At 58.1% G+C, this 18,653-nt stretch carries 13 protein-coding genes; 7 read left to right on the top strand and 6 right to left on the bottom strand.

The window, feature by feature from the left end; translation table 11 throughout:
* From VN622_05740 to VN622_05715, 6 genes are all read right to left on the bottom strand, one after another.
* Positions 1–302: hypothetical protein (locus VN622_05740; GenBank protein HWR35356.1), on the bottom strand; the 302-nt coding region annotated here is incomplete at its 3' end.
* Positions 303–393: 91 nt separating this feature from the next.
* Positions 394–1,443 carry an electron transfer flavoprotein subunit alpha gene (locus VN622_05735; protein ID HWR35355.1) on the bottom strand — a complete coding sequence of 350 codons (1,050 nt, stop codon included), beginning with the start codon at positions 1,441–1,443 and terminating at the stop codon, positions 394–396.
* 50 nt (positions 1,444–1,493) lie between these two features.
* On the bottom strand, positions 1,494–2,306 hold the full coding sequence (locus tag VN622_05730; protein HWR35354.1) for an electron transfer flavoprotein subunit beta: 813 nt from the start codon (positions 2,304–2,306) through the stop codon (positions 1,494–1,496).
* Positions 2,307–2,398: 92 nt separating this feature from the next.
* Entirely contained in the window at positions 2,399–4,261 is a 1,863-nt protein-coding gene (locus VN622_05725; GenBank protein ID HWR35353.1) for a 4Fe-4S ferredoxin, read from the bottom strand.
* A gap of 62 nt (positions 4,262–4,323) precedes the next feature.
* The gene (locus tag VN622_05720) at positions 4,324–6,558 is read right to left on the bottom strand and encodes an acyl-CoA dehydrogenase family protein (protein ID HWR35352.1); all 2,235 of its coding nucleotides are present in this window, start codon (positions 6,556–6,558) and stop codon (positions 4,324–4,326) included.
* A gap of 212 nt (positions 6,559–6,770) precedes the next feature.
* Entirely contained in the window at positions 6,771–7,127 is a 357-nt protein-coding gene (locus tag VN622_05715; GenBank protein ID HWR35351.1) for a hypothetical protein, read from the bottom strand.
* Between the two features lie 213 nt (positions 7,128–7,340).
* On the opposite strand from VN622_05715, the gene VN622_05710 reads away from it, so the two are divergent.
* The 7 genes from VN622_05710 (at position 7,341) to VN622_05680 (ending at position 18,547) form a co-directional block, all read left to right on the top strand.
* Positions 7,341–9,779: an MASE1 domain-containing protein gene (locus VN622_05710; protein ID HWR35350.1), complete on the top strand. Its 2,439-nt coding sequence runs from the start codon at positions 7,341–7,343 to the stop codon at positions 9,777–9,779.
* 371 nt (positions 9,780–10,150) lie between these two features.
* A complete protein-coding gene (locus VN622_05705; protein HWR35349.1) occupies positions 10,151–10,831 on the top strand; it encodes a Crp/Fnr family transcriptional regulator in 681 nt (226 codons plus the stop codon).
* A gap of 402 nt (positions 10,832–11,233) precedes the next feature.
* Positions 11,234–11,671, top strand: coding sequence for a cyclic nucleotide-binding domain-containing protein (locus VN622_05700; protein HWR35348.1), 438 nt, complete (start codon positions 11,234–11,236; stop codon positions 11,669–11,671).
* Positions 11,672–12,253: 582 nt separating this feature from the next.
* A complete protein-coding gene (locus VN622_05695; GenBank protein HWR35347.1) occupies positions 12,254–13,198 on the top strand; it encodes a DmsE family decaheme c-type cytochrome in 945 nt (314 codons plus the stop codon).
* Positions 13,199–13,280: 82 nt separating this feature from the next.
* Entirely contained in the window at positions 13,281–15,779 is a 2,499-nt protein-coding gene (locus VN622_05690) for a hypothetical protein (protein ID HWR35346.1), read from the top strand.
* Between the two features lie 387 nt (positions 15,780–16,166).
* Positions 16,167–16,457, top strand: a complete 291-nt coding sequence (locus tag VN622_05685; GenBank protein HWR35345.1) for a cytochrome c — start codon at positions 16,167–16,169, stop codon at positions 16,455–16,457.
* A gap of 188 nt (positions 16,458–16,645) precedes the next feature.
* Positions 16,646–18,547 carry a cytochrome b/b6 domain-containing protein gene (locus VN622_05680; GenBank protein HWR35344.1) on the top strand — a complete coding sequence of 634 codons (1,902 nt, stop codon included), beginning with the start codon at positions 16,646–16,648 and terminating at the stop codon, positions 18,545–18,547.
* Positions 18,548–18,653: the final 106 nt, after the last annotated feature.

The following is an 18,653-nucleotide window of genomic DNA, read 5'->3' as shown; positions in this document are numbered from 1 at the left end:
GACGAAACGCCGTTCTTGAATCCAGCAACATCAGGATTTTCACGGCTGACGGAGATGCGGCCGGTTGAAACATAGCGCGACGGCGTGCGCAATGTGATGAGCGTTACGACCATCATCACTACGAGCAGAAATGCGCCAATGGCTCCCTTGCGGCGCAACAAAACGTGCCAGTAGTCGCGAAGGGTGAGTTCTTTCGGTGCCGCTGCCTCGTGTGGAGTCAGGGTCCTGCGTGTTTCTTCCAGAGCGTGGGGCGCAAAAGGAACCACGCTCTGTTCTGGCGTCACCGTGTTTGGAGATTCCATGCAAGCTCCTCAATACAAAGACACTGCGGGTGCTGCGTACGCACTATGGCAGAGCTTGTAAAGAGGGCCTCTGCTTACGATTTCGAGTGATTCAGGCGGTGACTAACTTCTTCTCCGCCAGCAGCGCATTCAACTTCGTCAAGACTTCAAACGCGTCGGCAACATAGACGACGTCCGCCTTGCCCCGTGCCCATCCGCAATTTGCGTCCAGGTTGATAGCGCGCCGCTCGTTGATGAAGCGCCAGCCGACTACGTGTGGTTCTTCGCCGTGGCAGCAGGTCGAGAGTCCCTTCGCATGGCGTGGCGTGGAACCCGTCTGTCCCACCTGGTTCAGGTGGCTCATGAACTGCAATACGTCCTGACCTTCGCCGCTCAGGTCTACGAGCGATTTGCTGCTTCCCAGCGAAGCCTGCGTCAGCTTCAGGAATCCGAGAATATGGGTTTCGGCTTCCTTCGGGTGCGCCTGACCATCCTTCTGCTTCTTCGTCCAGCCTGCGCCCGCCACAAACAGCAGATCCGCGTCCGGACGAATCGTCTGCTCATCGGACTTCGGCGCTTGAATCCCGGTGACGTTCGTGCGCTTGTGAACTTCGCCCAGCACGATCTGGACGTTCTCCACGTTCGCCATTCCCGGTGCGCCTTCGTAAGCAGCGTGGCAACCGGAGTCGATTAGCATAAGCCACGGGCGCTGCGTGCGCTCCAGGTCGGCGACCATGCGCTGACGGTAGAACCAGCGTGTTGCGGCCGGTGTGTCATTCGTCACTGTGATGCTGTTGACGTGAGTGTCCACGCGTCCATTTATGCGGTGGGAGACGCCGGAGATCACGCGCGCGCAACGCGAAGTCGCGGGAGCGATGACGATGGTCGCCTTCGAAGCGCGACAGAGCATCTCCACGGCGGCCGCATCTGTCGAATAACGTGATTGCGCATACTCCGCGCCAGCTACGGCCAGGATCTGCTGCGCGCCGCATTCGGCGATTGCGTCCGCGGCCAACTTCACTTCGCCGCCAAACAGTCCAACCACCAGTGGTGATCCGGCAATCGAGGCGGCAAGTTCCTGTGCCGCGCCCAACGCCTCTAGCGCTACCTTCGGCAACGTGCCGTCAGCTTCTGTGTGTGCCAGGAAGAGAATCGTTTCCAATGTCGTGTCCTTCTCGTTGATCTCTTATGTTGAGCTGCCGTACGCTCTGGTTAGTTTTTGCCGATCCACTCGGCGATCTCTTTCGCGATCTCGTCGGCCGCCATATCTTTCACAATGCGCGTCTGCCGCTGCTGCTTTGGCAATTCGACTTTCGCGAACTTCAGACCCTCGGCACCCACCTTGGCCGCCTTCGCCTTTTGCAGCGCTGGCATGATGGTTCTCATGTTGGCCATCCCGACTTGCGGATCGTTGCGCGGCTCCGCCAGGTACCCCGTCGCCCATCCAAGCACGGCAGGCGCTCCCGCACAGGTGGAAACCTGGTGGCGTCCGCCTTCTATGCGCTCGAGGATTTCAAACGAGTCGTCTTCGCGCACCTGGATCCGGTCAACGCCCTGGAACTGATCCGTGACGCCAAGCATCTCGCCAATGATCTGCAGCGTAGCGCCCGCACCTCGGCTCGCCGACTCCCAGCCGCCGAAGATCAGCAGCTTGCTTTTGTCGAGGCCTGGAATTGTTTTGATCGCTTCGGCCAGCGCCATTGCCGCTTCGTGCGCGTCCGTAAAGCCGCTTGCAGGTCCATCTACCGCAACCAGTTCGAACGCCACCTTCTGGGCCACGGTCATCATGACCTGCTGCAACTTCGCCTTCGGACCCAGGCTTACCAGGTACACTTTGCTACCCGGAACGGCCTTCGCCAGATTCGCGGCTTCATACAGCGCGTGTCCGGCCCATGGATCGAGCACCGCAGGCAACATCATTTCGTTCTTCAGGGAAGGGCCGGCCGGACCTGAAATCGGCTCCAGCGTCTGAAGCGGATCCGGCACAATGCCGCCGCATACTACGATTTGAAAAGGTGTGCTCATGTCTCTCGTTTTCCTGGTCTCTCGTTTCCGGATGACCCTTGTTTTCAGCTTCTGATTTCAGCTGACGTCCGCCGCCTGACGTCGATGTCTTCCTAGTTCTGCGCCGAGTGCAATCCTCCAGCACCCGCCTTGAACTCGATATTCGTTTTGCCGCGTTCGATCTCCTGCGAGCAGTTCCACAGGCACGCGCCGCAGTAGACGCACTTTTCGCGATCGAAGCCCGGCACGCCCTCTTCGCCAGGAGTGATCGCCTCACCCGAGCAGATTTCTATGCACGTTTTGGAGCCGCACGTTTTGCAGACTTCAGGCTGGACGATGACCACGTGATCGGCGTATCCCGCCGGCGCCTGCACCTTGCCGCCAACCAGCAGCGCGTCCTGATGCGTGATTAGCAGCTTGCCGTCGTATGGGATCGCCGGCCACCCGCACCGGTCCATCAACGCGTCGTGCAGGGAAGCGTTGCGTGCGGTGCAGTCCCGCTTAATCTCGTCGATTTCGCCGGCGGTCAGCTTGCCCGCGAAGTAGCGTTCTGCCGACTTGATGCGCTCGTGCGGCAGCTTCGGTTCGGCGTCAAGCGTCACTTTCCCGCCCGTCATGCCTGCCAGCGCCATGCCGATCAGGCCACTGACCACGCCTCGCTGGAAGCCATCGCGCGCATGTTCTGCTACGCGCCCTTCCTTCTCAACCCAGCTCTTCCGTCGCCGCTCGACGTAAGCCTTCTCCAGGTTTTCGCGCGAGAACGGCTTGCCGTCTTTCAGCAATTCCACTACGCCCTCGGCGAGCAGCGTGCCTGTCGTCCATGCCTCGTCAACGCCGCTCCCGGTCAGTACGTTCGTGCTGCCGGAGCCTTCGCCAATGCGCGCAAACCCGTGGCCCACCAGGCGCGGCTCGCCTCGCTTGCCGGATTCTTGCAGCGACTTCGCGCCCCACGAGCGCAAGGTGCCGCCCTCGAGATAGCGCCAGAAGTACGGGTGCATCATGTAGTGCTGTAAATAGCGGTAGGACGTGCGTACAGGATTATCGAACCATGATGGCACGAAGATCCCGATCGAAGCCACGCGGTCTGGATGCACGTACATGAAGCCGAAGATTTCAGGCTCTGGATAACCGAAGGTGTGGAAGACCGTTCCCGGCGCAAGGTCCACGTGCTCCGGCAGATCGATCACCATCTTGGTTCCAACTGCCCAGTCGCGCGTGTGGTGTCCAGCGGGCATGCCGAAATGCGCATCGATGTCGCGTCCCACGGCGCCGACTGGTCCATCCCCGATCACGGTCAGCGCGGCCTTGATGTCCATGCCAGCCATAAAACTGGCTTCCGGACTGCCCGATTTGTCCACGCCCTGATCGACCAAGCGAACGCCTACAACATGGTGGTTTTTGATCAGCGGCTTTGCCACCGGCATGCCCGGCCATATCTGCACCGAGCCCGACGTCATCAGTTGACTGCCTACCCACTGATTGAACTGTCCGATCGAGAGCAGCATTCCACCATGCTTGTTCAGGAAAGACGGTGTATACGGCAGTTCAAGAGCGCCGTGCTCGACCGGCAGTACGGTCTTGAACGTTCTTATAAGTTTGTCAGCTAATCGCAGCGTGGCCGAACGGCGGCTCGCGCCCACGGGATCGAGCATGTACAGCACCTTCTCGCTCGTGACCGGCGCAGCCATTGGAATCTGAGACGCGTCCAACTCGGGGAAGCTTTCGCGGATTCCGCGGGCCTTCGTCACCACGCCGGAGACGCCAAAAGCAACGTCGTCCGCGCGCTCGTAGCAGATCACCTGGAGCGGCATGCCCGGCATTGCTTTGCTCTCGGCGAGCGGCGTGCCGTCTTCGTTCACCAGTTTGGCCGCCAACGACGAAAGAAATCCGCCCATCGCCGGGCCGAATCCGACGCACGCGATATCGACTTCCATGCTCTGCCGTTCTACTTCGGGCTGTTGCTCTTCAGCGCGCATCGTTATCTCCACGGCTGCTGGTGCTGCAATAAGGACTCAAGCTTTCGACGAGGACAATGGGCCTACATCGGATAATCGAGAGCTTCCGGAATCATCACCGTCTGCAACGACTCCGCCGCACGATCCTTCGCAAGCATCACTCCCGTCAGGCAGCCGTCGAGCTTGTTACGTATCCGCTGGAATCCGCTCAGTCCGCGGCACGATGGGCATGGACCCTCCTTATGCGGATGCGTTCCATCGACTCCGATCACGTCAGTCGCGCACGCCGAGAACCCCGGTATTACACCTTCCAACATTTCCAGTTCCTGTTCCTGGTAACAGCCCTTATAACCATCTTCATCCCATGCCGGATGGCGGTTGTATCCGTACACCAACTCGGCGCAGATGCGGGCAACCTCGCCGGCAGCTTTCGCCGCCTGTATGTGGCACAGGTCCGTCATGAATTGGAGTGTGCCTGCGAGGCCCTCGGCGACTACTGGATTGTCCGGCCCCTTCGCTTCCAGTTCCTGCGCATCGAGGATCTGTTGCCGCGAGGCCAGCAGCCAGCACAGCGCGTCCGCCAGCGCGAACGTCACTGCCTGTCGAGTGCCGTGGTACAGCTTGTTTCCATTCGCGTCGGTGCCGTTTTGCGTATGGTTGTAGGTCCACATCCACAACTGCATCGCCGTTGCCAGCGTGCATGCACCCGTCCCGGGCTTGTGGGCGGCGATGGCGCGCATCTCGATAATCCAGTTCCGGAACTGCTTTAAGAATAACTCGTTCGTCATCGTGACGGTCAGGTTGCGCCGCTGCACGGCTTCGGGCCCTTCGTAGGTCGCTTCTAGTTGCGAATCCATCCACTTGTGACCAAGGAAGCCCGGGCAGTCTTCGGTGATGCCGTAACCGCCCATCAAGCTCACTGCTTCGCGCATCAGCACGGAACCCTTGCCGGTGTTCCAGAGTTTTGCGGCCGGGCAGAGCACGCTCGCCACGGAATCGAGAATCGCATACTGCACAAGCTTGTTCTCATGGAGTTCAAGCAGCCGTACGTTGTTGCGGCAGTCTTCCGGCTTGGCGCACAAGTCCAGGAACTCAAGTGCTTCCTTGGTGACGCTGCGGAAGAACTTCAACTCCGATTTGCCGCCCTTAATCCCCTGCTCGGCGAGGATGCGCGTCTTCTCTTTTTCCAGGGGATCGACCACATCGAAGCATCTTGCTGCGGCAAACGCGAGTGCGGCGCTTGCTTCGCCCATCGCCCACACATCCAGCAAACGATGCAGAACGTCCTCGCGCTGCTGCAATCCAAGCTCGTACCGCAGCGTTCCCGGCGTCGCCTGCTCCGCACCGCGGAAGCGTCCACGCTGGTAGCGAATCACCGGCTCGATTGCCGACAGCAATTTCGCCGAAGTCATCACGGCAACCGTCACGCGCGTGCGCTTGAATACCGCTTCGATCACTTCGCTATGGGTGTAAGTCGGAACAATGACGCCATCCTTCAGCGTGTATCCGCCGACGATGCGGCTGGCCGGAACTTTCAGGCTGAAGATTGGGTCTGACGTCGAAGACAGTTGGTGAACCATCTTCCGCGTCGGTGTGCCGCGATCGAAGACGCCCTCATCACCTTCTTCGAGAATGATGATGCAACTGCTCTTGATGCGCTCATCCGCCGTATCGACCGCTGCCGTCGCAAAGTTCGCGAATCCCATGTTCGTGATGAACCGGCCGCGCTTCTCGACCTGAAGCATCGGCTCTTCGCCTTCGTTCCACTCGGCGACGCGAACCTTGCCGTTCAGCATGCCTGTGTCCACGCCGACGTAGGGAATCGGCTCGGTCAGGCAGAAGGCGCCGCGCCACGGTTTGCGATCTTCGCCAGGCTGTGCCGGAGCCGCAAGGCTCATGTACTTCTGGCGCTGTTCCGGCGTGCCGCGTTCATGGATCGGCGACAGGGCCAGGCATCCCGCCAGCGAACCAGTTGCCGCGCCGGCGTCAACCCATGCGAGTTCATGTGCGATCAGCGAGAGCGCCAGGTTCTTGGGGCCGGAGATGAATCCGCCCTCTTCCGGCTCCATGAACGCCGCTGTGATGCCAGCGTCGTCATAGGCCTTCAACAACTCGTTCTTGCGTTCTGTCCATTCATGCGTGTTGCGTGCGCCTTCGGCAACCAGGTGCGCCACGATGCCACGCGCCACGGAACGCGACGATTGCACCAGCATCTGCAGATCGTAACGGTCGGCGAAGCGCCAGAGGATTTGGCGAACGTCGTCGCCGGGTAATGTACGTAGAGTCTCTGTCTCGGGTTTTGCGGCGCTGGTGGCCATGGGGCTTGGGTCCTTTCGTTCCGTAGCCTTTTATTGTCAGTTTGAGATGGCCAAGGGGTCTGTGATTCAGGTCATAAGAGCAAGTGACGGCTCCGTCGCGGAGCGACCGCGCAGCTTCTCGCAGAGAGCGCGCAAAGCGGTGCCAGGCGGGCCTCGGCGACATCCCGTCCATTGCTTGAACCCTATAGCCACAATCACATTGTGAAAAGGTTTTACTTCTGCTCAGAGAGGATGGAGCCGATGGTTTCTACCAGTTTTGTGGTCGGCTCGCTTACGTCAAGAATCGCGCTGGCGAATACGTCACGCTCGCGCTCGCCTTCATACATTAGAACGATGCGAATCCGCTCATTTCGGCGTCTCGCTTCTCCTTCAATACGGCGACGGTCGCCAGCCGGAATATCCGGGCCAAGCACCATCGCTTCTATTTTGCCCGGACCAACGGCGCCGAGCGCAGCCGACATCGTTTGGGCGCGTTGAACTTCGTAGCCAGCTTCCCCAAGCGCCTGGGCATGAGAGTCCACTGTTTGCGGCTGGTAACTGACAATCAGAACTGTCCTGTATTCACTCATTCTGAGTAGATGCTACACGAATTTCTCTCGATTGAGTCATTCCAAGTTGCTGAATTTAAAAGCCGATTGTGTTTATAGTTGCCGCATTGCTAGAATTCAGTTCCAAATTGGTTAGATCTGTATCACATTGCGTTGAGCGCTTGTTCTCTCCCTCCATTGTAAGAAGATTTAGATGCTTCGCAGCTCAACATTTGCCTGGAATTGTGGGGTCGAATGCTAGAACACGGGAACGTGTCGTGCAGTGAGCAGCACTCGACCGAGCGTGTGCCTCTCGAGTCGCGCTTCTCACTGCGTAGTGTCCTTTCCGGGATAGTCGTAGCAGCGGCGACTTTTGTCGCCGGCCTCTTGTTCCTTAAATTGGGCACTTCAGTCGGGTACGTTTCGGCGATCTGGCCTCCGCTCGGTATCGCAGTCGCAGCTTTGGTCCTGCTCGGGCGTCGAATGTGGCCGGCTGTTGCAGTTGCCGCGTTCTGCATTTCGCTTCTTAATCGAGTACCGCCGCACCTCAGCTTTTTCGTTGCCCTGGGCACGACCGCCGAGGCGCTTGCAGCCGCGACGCTTCTGTCGAAAGTTCGCGGTTTCCGTCCATCGCTGCAGCGCGTAGCAGACGTGCTTTCGCTTACGCTCCTGGCCGGGTGCTTCGCCACTATCATCGGTGCCACGATTGGCGTGTTGACACTCTGCACCGGCGGCCTGCTGCCTTGGAGTGGATTCTACGAAGCGTGGATATTCTGGTGGCTGGGTGACGTTCTGGGTGTCATCGTCGTTGCTTCTACCATCATGGTGCTCGGCTCCAGGCCCGACTTCAGAATCTTCCGCCGCCGCATCCCTGAACTTGCGTTAGTAACCGTACTGCTGATCGCGAGTTCTTTCATTGTGTTTAGTTCCAGTCTGGCCTTGATGCGCCCCGTCAGTTATATGATTTTCGCCTGCGTGGTCTGGGCCGCTTTCCGTTTTGAACAACTCGGCGCTGTTCTCTCGTCCTTCTGCGCGTCAGCGATCGCCATTGCCTCCAACATCTATCACATCAAGAATTTCACGCCCGACGTGCAGGCGCAGAACATCACGTTGCTACAGACCTCGCTCGCCGTCATGGTATTTACGGCGCTAGTCATGGCCGCCGTCAGCTGGGAACGTAGCGCCGTTGACCAGGAGTTGCGCCGCAGCGAATCGCGTCTGCGTGCCACGAATCGTGCCGCCAATCTCGGCGCCTGGGACTGGGATCTGCAAACTGGAACACTCGTGTGGATTGAAGAAGTGCCGTCGCTTTCAGGCCTGGGTTTTCTGAACGCGACGATGTGGCATGAACGCATCCATCCTGAGGACCGTGACAATGTCATCGGTGCCATCGCCGAGGCGCGTGAGCAGTGTGGCGAGTACCACACCGAGTACAGGATACCCAACCGGGATGGCGAACTCATCTGGATTATGACCAAGGGCATGTTCCTGCCCTCGGCTTCGGGACAGGCTTGTCGTGCTATTGGCGTCAGCCTCGATATAACCGAGCGTAAGCGCAGCGAGCACGAACTCCAACAGCGCGAAGCGCAACTGCGTATCCTGGCCGAAGCCATTCCCCAACTCGTGTGGACGGCGCAGCCGGACGGATCGGTTGATTACATCAACCGCCGCTGGCAGGACTACACAGGCCTTTCGCTCGAACAGAGCGCAGGCTCAAACTGGCTGAGCGTGGTGCATCCCGAAGACCTCGAAGGACGCAATCGCCGCTGGGCGCGGTCATTGCAAACTGGCCAGGTCTTCGATATTGAACATCGAATGCGCCGTGACTCCGATGGCGAATACCGTTGGCACCTCGTTCGCGCGCTGCCATTGCGCGACAGTGATGGCAAGGTCGTGAAGTGGTTTGGTACCTGCACCGATATCGACGACCAGAAGAATAAAGAAGAGATATTGAGGCGAACCGAGAAGCTGGCCGCCACTGGCCGCCTCGCCGCCTCCATTGCGCACGAAATCAATAACCCTCTGGCTGCCGTCGCCAATCTTCTTTACCTGCTGAACTGCGATGCAAAGCTCTCAGACGAGGCGCGTCACTACGTCAACATGGCGGAAGCCGAATTGTCCCGCGTCACTCACATCACGCGGCAGACGCTCATGTTCTACCGCGAATCCTCCTCGCCGCTTATTCTGAAGACCAGCGAAGTCCTGGACAACGTGCTCGATCTCTATTCGCGCAAAATCAGCCAGGCACAAGTCACGGTGGAGCGCCGGTATGACAGTGAGGGTCTGATCCGTACCATGCCCGGCGAACTGCGTCAGATCTTTTCCAACCTCATCGTTAATGCCGTCGAAGCCAGCCCTCCGCGGGGACGCATCATCATCCATGTTCGCGAAGCACGCGATTGGAAAAATCGCAGTGTCACCGGCGTTCGCATTTCGATTGCTGATTGTGGCGCTGGAATATCGCGACGCCACATCCGCGAGATATTTGAGCCCTTCTTCACCACCAAGGGAGACAAGGGAACTGGACTCGGTCTGTGGATCACGCATGGCCTCGTAATCAAGAACGACGGCTTCACGCGTGTTCGCAGCAGCACGCGCCCGGGACAAAGCGGCAGTTGCTTCACGATTTTTCTTCCCTGCAATCTATCCAGCAGCGGTGAGCGCGACGCTGCCTTCAGCGCGGCTCGCAGTTGAACCAACTCAAATATCTTTTAGACAGTCATTCGTCACGCTTCATCGTGACGTGCGTACTTGCCGTTCGGCGACTCGCATCGGGTGCGACCGGCGCCCGGGGCACAGGGTTGTGCTTCCATTTCTGCCGGACTGCGCCGCACGTAGATTCTATGCGGCTTCCCGCGAGTTCTAAACGTCACTTGTCACATGGTTTTGTGCCCAGCCGCACAAACGCTAAGGTTTTTGCGCCCGCGGTGAAAGGAGTGAAAACAGCATGGAACAGGCGTAAACATAGGTTGAGGCGTGATTTAGCTTGCCTGCGGGTGTATCCTAGATTGTCACAGGGGGTTGTGGTGCTTTCACCATACGGGCTAGACATAATCGAAAGTTGCTTGGGCTGCAAAATGCGCGCCGACCACATATTCTGTGATCTGCCAACAGCAGCCCTGCAATCATTCGAAACCATCAAGTACGCGACCGCTTATCCGAAAGGTGCTGTTCTGTTCGTCGAAGGACAGGCTCCTCGCGGGATTTTTGTTCTCTGCAAGGGCCGCGTAAAACTGTCGATCTGCTCCACCGATGGCAAGACGCTGATCCTGAAAATCGCCGAAGCCGGCGAGGTTCTCGGTCTCAGCGCCTCCGTCTCCGGCAAGCCTTACGAACTGACCGCCGAGACCATCGATCCGTGCCAGATCAATTTCGTTAAACGCGAAGATTTTCTTCGCTTCCTCCGCGATCACAGCGATGCCTGTTTCCGGGTCGCCGAGCAGTTGAGCAATAAGTACAACACCGCGTGCCGCGAGATCCGTTCCCTCGGTCTTTCGCACTCGGCCGCCGAAAAGCTTGCCAAACTCCTGTTGGAGTGGAGCGTGCGCAACGGCGAAGCTGCCAAGCAGGAGCCTCGAGTGAAGTTGGCGCTGACCCACGAAGAGATCGCCCAAATGATCGGGACCTCGCGTGAGACAGTGACGCGGTTGTTCGCGGAACTGAAAAAGCGGCAGATTGTACAGGCAAAGGGTTCGACACTATTAATTCGCAACAAGGCGGCTTTGAAGGCTCTGGCCACATCGTAAGCCAGGTTCCTTTGGGCAGCCAATCATACTGTTGCCGTTTGAAACGCGGCGACGGGCAGGGCAATTATTATCTTGATCTTACCGGCGGCGCCGGAGGGGCGAAAGGTAGCCTACTCTGGCGTCGCATTTATCTTTTTGGAGTCTTTGTGTCACACTGTTTAGTGCCACGGTTTCGTATCACATCCGGTCGTGTCTCCGCCTTATCAATCATCGCGAAACCTGCATCCCCACTGAGTCTCGGAAGCATTCATTGACGTTGCGTGTGCTGTGAGTCACGGAGAGAAGTGACAGCTATCACAGCACTTACGCCCCTTTCCACGAAAAATGACAATAGCCATGGAGAGCGTAACCCAGCGAAGCTGCTTTAACTGCGATTTCCGTCCCGACCGGCTTTTTTGCGATATGCCTGCGGATGCACTGCAAGCCTTCGACGGTATCAAATCGCTCACAACTCACCCCAAGGGTAGCGTCTTGTTCGCCGAAGGACGTCCGGCCAAGGGCATTTTTGTGCTGTGCGACGGTCGCGCAAAGCTCTCGATCTGTTCCGAAAACGGAAAGCGTCTCATGCTCCGTATCGCAGGTCCGGGGGAAGTGCTTGGTCTTGGCGCGGCCATGGCTGGCACACCTTACGAAGTCACCGTCGAACTGCTGGACGCATCTCAGGTTGTCTTTGTCAGGCGCAAGGACCTTGTCAGGTTCCTGCGCGACCATCGCGAAGCTTGCATGATGGTCGTCCAGATGCTCAGCCAGGACCTGCACGCTGCCTACGAACGCGTCCGCTCGATCGGGCTCACACGGACCCGTCGTCCCCGCGCCGTACGCGTTGTCGCCCACGCCTGATTCTTTGGGCGCAAGCGACTGACTTCCTTCGGCAGGCCTCGCACGTCTCCGAACCATCCGCACGCGTGCGCCAGGCGGTCGCCGAGGGTTGGCGCTGTGCTGGCGCAACCCTTAGTTTGTCCATCCCGCACGAAGCTTCGAATCTCTCCTGTGCAACTCTGACTTCGCCGGAAAAGATTGGTCGTAGCAGAACCGGTGCCGCGCATCTCAGAACAACGAGAGGTGTCGCACCCAGCACTTACGTGTAGGATTAGGTAATTTTTTTTCAATTTTGCACAAGACCACCGGTGTCCGGCGCGAGTAACATGACTCAGTTTTTGCGCTCCCGCGCAAAGGGTCGGCATTGTCGAGAGCTCTCACGCACACGGAAGTAAAGGAGGGATTCATCCCAGTGATGCGTTCCCGATTCGGTCAGGCGTATCACTCTGGACATAAAGTTTTTCACTTAATTGAGATTTTGTGACGCTTATCACAGGACTCCGCGATTAACCGGAGTGACAATTGCGTCGCAATGTGCGGCTTGACAATGAGTCGACTGTCAAAACAGCTTCCATCTGATTAGGTGCTTGTCGAGGAGCGAGGATGAAAGACCCACGAACTCTCCAACGGTACTCGGTTTGGGTGTTCGCTGCGCTGTTATTACTGCTTGGAGCGGTACAGTTGATGGCCGCCAAGCGGGACAAGAACAATGCAACCCAGACGAAAGATCAACCGAAGTCAGCTCTTGCCGGTGCCGCTGCTGGCCAATTCGTCGGAGCTGACACCTGCAAAGGATGCCACGAAGACCAGTTCAGAACCATCGACGCCACCCCTCATTACCGCACTACACTGAAAGGTCGCGGCGAAGACGCGCATGGATGCGAATCCTGCCACGGCCCCGGTGCCGCCCACGTTGAAGCCGGTGGAGATAAAAGCAAGATATTCACATTTACAGAAGCTTCGCCCCAGGAAGTCACGGATCGCTGCTTGACATGTCATGAGTCGAATCTCGAGCAGATGACATTCCAGCGTTCAGTCCACAACAAAAATGGAGTTACCTGCACCTCCTGCCACTCCCCGCACCACGCCAGGGAGCGGCAGTACCTGATGGTGCAAAAGCAACCGGAACTCTGCTACTCGTGCCACGGTGAGCAGAAGTCGGAATTTATCAAGCCATTCAGGCATCGCGTCAATGAAGGCCTGGTGAATTGCTCCGACTGTCACAACGTGCATGGCGGAAGCGTCAGCAAGCAACTGCGTACGCAGGCTGACCAGTCACAAGCCTGTTTCAAGTGCCACAGCGACAAAAAGGGCCCATTCGTATTCGAACACGAGCCGGTCAAAACTGAAGGCTGCACTGTTTGCCACACGCCTCATGGCTCCGTCAACCCGCGACTTCTGACTCGTTCGCGCATGAATTCGCTCTGCCTGGAGTGCCACACGGGCATTCCGCCGGGGCCGCATCCGCAGAACACAAGAAGCCAGGCTTGCACGCTCTGCCACTCGGCGATTCACGGATCGAACACGAGTGATGTGTTCTTTAAGTAGGAAGGGGGAAACCATGGCTCATCACAGAAACACAATGCCACGGCGCCCCTTTTCAAAGAGGGCACCGTACGGGAGTGGCCACATGACTCGCAACTTTGTGATTTGTGCTGTTGTTCTGTTGCTGCTCGCTCCTTGGATTGTTCGTGCACAGGCCCAAGAGGCGGAGGGGAAGGTTAGCGGCAATTACAACATCCAGCAGGCCGTTGAATTCGGTGGTCGTTTTACCGATATCAATGGCAACGGCTCGGTCTACAACACACTGGTCAATCTGCAATCGGGCCCGCGTCTACTGGAGTACACCCTTAGCATGCGCTCGCTGGACCATACCGGCACGCTCATGGACAATCTGTACACGAGCAGCTTCGGTTACGGCGGCGATCCTGCCGGCGTAACGCGCCTGCGCATTTCGAAAAACAAGTGGTATGACTTCACGGGAATGTTCCGCCGTGATCAAAACTACTTCGACTACAACCTGCTCGCCAATCCGCTGAACCCTCCGAACACCGTTGTACCGAACAACATCTCACCCCACTTCATGGACACGCGCCGCAACATGGGTGACTTCAACCTTACTCTTGCACCGCAGTCGGTCGTGCGTGTACGCCTCGGCTACTCGCGCAATGTGGTTGAAGGGCCCTCGAACACCAGCTTCCATGAGGGAACCGAAATCAAGTTGGAGCAGGATTACCGCAACCGCTCCGATCGCTACCAGTTCGGCGTGGATGTGAAATTGATGCCGCGGACCACTATCAGCTTCGACCAGTTTTTTGAGCACAACAAGGTCGATACCTCCTTGAGTAACAGTCCATTCCTGAACTTCGTGTCTTTTGACCCGCTGGTTGCAGGCGCGAGCGCTCCGGTGGACCTGGGCCTGGTCTACGATCCGTTTTACGGACAGCCTTGCGGCACCCTTGCTCTACCGGCGGTAGTCGCTCCCGGTACCGTCAATCCGGCTTGCAACATCTATCGCCAGTACAATCGCGCTAGCTTCACCCGCACCGATACTCCGACGTCGCAGCTCTCGATCCAGTCCAGCTACTGGAAGAAGCTCGACATCACGGCGCAGGGTAGCTACAGCTCTTCCGACCTCGACATGCCCAGCTACAACGAGTTCGGGCGCACGCTTATAACGCGTACCAATGAAGTTGCATTTAACTTCACCGGTCCGGCTAACACCGAGCGTATCGAAACCCACGCCGATCTTGGACTGACCTTCCACATCAATGACCACTGGAGCCTCACCAACCAGTTCCGCTGGTTGAACTGGCGCATCCCCGGCAGTTGGGCGAGCAGCGATACCGCCTGCTTCGCCAACGTAGCTGTCGGCGCCAACATCTTCACTCCTCCCGGATCACCGGGAGGCGCTGCTACATGTCTCGGCATTCCGACCGTTGGATTGCCGGCGCACGTCAACAGTTCCGGTGCTGACTTCGCAACCGACACATTCATCCGCTACCTGGGCGAGGCTGACATTTTCAACACCAGTTCCATCGAGTGGGAGCCCGGAAAACGCTTTGCCGCGCATCTTGGCTACCGCTATGGGAACCGGTATCTGAAAGCGAAGAACTTCGACTTTGGAGTCGGCACGTTTTTTCCGGTCAACCCGGCCGTAACCACGCGTCCGCTCGGCGTTGTTCCATCTGCGACGGACGAAATTGCTACCGAGGACCTGACGCAGCACTCGCTGCTGTTCGGTTTCCATGCGATGCCTTACGACGGATGGCGCGTCAACGCTGACCTGGAAGTCTACACGGCAGACAACGCGTTCACGCGCATCACACCGCGGAATCTTCAAAAGTTCAAGGTCCGCAGCACGTATCGCGTAGCCAACTGGGGTTCGGTCAGCGGTTCTGTGAACCTGCTCGAGTCGCGGAATGGCGCTCCCGAAAACCTATGGCCGGCAACCGTCGCCGTCCCAAGGCACAAGGACCACGCCCGTAGCTATAACCTGGCGTTCACGATCAATCCAAAGGACTGGATTGCCGTGGATCTTGGTTATACCTTCTTCGACGTGCTCTCCACGACGGGCACGTGTGTTCCATTGAGCACTGGTCGTGTCGGCGGCGTTGCAACCCCCGTGGCTATCGAGGGCGGCCCCTCCGCGCAGTGCCTGAGTCCGGGCGGACTTGCTGTCAGCACCGGAAGCGTTCCTGCGAATGTGCGATATCGGAACAATACCAACTCCGGTTTCTTCAACATCATGTTGAAGCCGGTCAGGCGTCTCGCGGTCACTGTCGGTTATGACCTGACCAGCGACAGCGGAGACAACGACTGGTTCCGCGCCGACTCCGGCGCACTGCTGCGTTTGCCAATCGACATCAACGGCAACGTGGTACTGCCTGGCGGACTGCTTCCGGCCGTCGCATTTGTAAACGCTCCGAACTACCGCCAACCCCTTGGCCCGCTCGGCATCAATTGGCACAAGCCTTCGGCTTCCGTGGCCTTTGAGGTCTGGAAGGGATTGACGGCGAAGGCCGCCTGGAACCACTTCGGCTACAACGAGAAGTCGTTACCCGGCCCAAGCGTGGCGCGTGATTTCCGTGCGAACACCGGCACGGTTTCGATGCGGTACGAATTTTAACCGTCATCCACTGGAGCGATTCGGCGCGTGGCGGACTGCAAGCGGGGCGACCTGGTCGCCCCGCTTTTTGCGTTCTGCCTAACCAGACTAGCGTTCCTCCGGGAGAACCACCGTGCCGCGCATAGCCACCCAGCGCCGCCACTTGCGGACGCAGCCTGGTGATGGTGCTCACGTGGCCGTGTATCTGGCGCTGCGACAACACCGGCGTGTGACTCAGGTCACACCCGCTCGTGAGCGTTCTCACTGCGTCGACGGGCATGTGGATGCGAAAAATAGAAACCTTCAGGAAAGAGGAGCGCCAGCGCTGGATTTTTCATGCGCAGTAAACGATTCCTCTTGCCGAAGGCAGGCGACTGAGACAACCTCTACGAATAAGGGGAACTGACAATGAAAAAGACTGTGATCCTGCTGGTGTTCGCCATGGCTGCCGGTTCGGCGATATTCGCCGCCGACGGTGCCGCAATCTACAAATCCAAGTGCGCCATGTGCCACGGCGCAGACGGCAGCAAGTCCAACCCGAACATGCGCGCTCTCAATTCGGCCGAGGTTCAGAAGCAGACCGAAGCCCAGCTTGCCGAAGCCACAGCCAAGGGAAAAGGCAAGATGCCCGCTTATGCAAGCAAACTGAGCCCCGAAGAGATCAAGGCTGTTGCTGCTTACATGAAAACTCTTAAGTAGGAAGCGCTGGCAACTCTCGCGCAGCCGAACATTCGGCTGCCGGTGACCGTGAGGGACCGGTGAAACGATTCGCACTAATATTTATATTGATTTGCCTGGCCGTATCGGCCGGGTTAGCGCAGGCCAAAAAAGCTCCGCGGGCGTCGACGTTGACGAGCGCGGATTGCCTGGCCTGTCATAGTGATTCTTTGTCGGTCGAACGCAATGGTAAGCAGGTCAGCTTGCAGGTGAAGGAGGATGTTTTCAAAAACTCCATTCACGGCATGATGTTCGGTTGTACCGATTGCCATACCGATGTCAAAGAGATCCCCCACGGGTCCGGTCTTGCCAAGCCCAGTTGCGCAACGTGCCACGCCGATCAGCAGAAGGCTTATGACAATGGATTCCACGCTAAAGCAATCAAGGGCGGCGAAAACCAGGCTGCTCGCTGTGTCGATTGCCACGGCGGGGCGCACGAGATTCTGCCCTCCAGTGATGCGAATTCCAAGACGAACCACAAGAACATTCCGGCTACCTGCGCCACCTGTCACAACAATCGCCTAGTGGCGGAGGCCACGGGCCTGAGCCCCAAGCCCGTCATGTCGTACCAGGAGAGCGTGCATGGCCAGGCCGTCGCCGCCGGAAGCGAGAAGGCTGCCGTCTGTACGGACTGCCACGGCTCGCACGAAATTCGCACCGCGGGCGATCCGCAGTCGAGCATCTTCAAGACGAATGTTCCGCTCACCTGTGCCAAGTGCCACGAGGCGCAGAAAACGGAATTCATGACCAGCATCCACGGACAGGCGATCACCAAGGGAAACCTGCACGCGCCCGTCTGCACGGATTGTCACGGCATCCACCTCATCAAGCGCCACATCGATCCCACTTCTTCAGTCGCCGCTCAGAACCTGGCCCGCACTACCTGCGCGCAGTGTCACGAAAGCGTCAAGATGTCGGAGGAGTTTGGCGTTCCCGGACGTCGCGCCAGCACCTACATGGCGAGTTATCACGGGATGGCCACGCAAATGGGATCGGCAGTTGCAGCCAACTGCGCCAGTTGTCACGGCGTTCATAACATCCTGCCGTCCAGCGATCCGCGATCCAAGATCAACAAGGCTAACCTGGTTAAGACTTGCGGTGAGTGCCACCCGGGTGCAAACGAAAACTTTGCCAAAGGCAAGGTTCACGTCGATGCGCCGCAGGCAGCCGACATCGGCTCCGTTGCGGTTCGCTTAGTCCGCCAGTTCTACCTGCTGATGATCGTCGGCACGATAGGCGGGATGCTGTTGCACAACCTCATCATTCTCCGTCGCAAACTTCGCGACCGGCGGAATGGACACGTTCACTTCGCGGGTGGTCCGCGCGTTGTCGTCCGCATGACGCGAAATCAACGCATGCAGCACCTGGCCCTGCTCACCAGTTTCATTACTCTGGTGCTCACCGGCTTCGCGCTGAAATACCCGACTTCCTGGCTGGGCTTGGCGTTCGGCAATGAAACGGTGCGTAGCGTCATCCATCGCGTAGCCGGCGTCGTACTTATCGTTGCCGGTCTCTATCACGTCTTTTACATGTTCGCCGTGAAGGAAGGCCGCAGCCTCGTCCGGGACTTCCTCCCCACATGGAAGGACGTGCTCGACGCTCGCGACGCCTTCTTCTATTACCTCGGCATCAGCGACAAGCGTCCGCAGTTCGCGCGCTTCGGTTATGCCGAAAAGGTGGAGTACTGGGCGTTGGTGTGGGGGACCATCGTCATGGCGGTAACCGGACTGATGTTGTGGTTCAAAGTCCGCGTCGGCAACCTGGTTCCGCGTTGGACTCTGGATGTCGCGACCGCTATTCACTTTTACGAGGCAATCCTTGCAACCTTGTCCATCCTCGTGTGGCACTTCTACCAGATCATCTTCGATCCGGATGTGTATCCGATGAATTGGGCCTGGCTCGACGGCAAAATGTCGCTCGATCACTATCGCGAGGAGCACCCGCTCGACGATGAGACGCTGATGCAGTATGCCTCTGGTCAACAGGAAGAGCAGCCAGCAGCCGAGCACGTTGACGATGCAGAGAAGAAAGATGAGCAAAACAAAGAAGATAGCGAGAATGTCCGCAACTAGATTCATTCTCGCCTGCTGATGGCGAATTTCGATGAAGCAGAATTGAGCAGCAGGTCGGCATTCTTGGCCTGCTGCTCTCTTCGACTGCAAGCACTTAGTACTTTGA

The organism is Clostridia bacterium, from assembly GCA_035561135.1.
Lineage (GTDB): Bacteria > Acidobacteriota > Terriglobia > Terriglobales > Acidobacteriaceae > DATMYA01.
The sequence above is the reverse complement of the archived record's forward strand: the minus strand, read 5'-3'. Positions and strand labels throughout refer to the sequence as shown.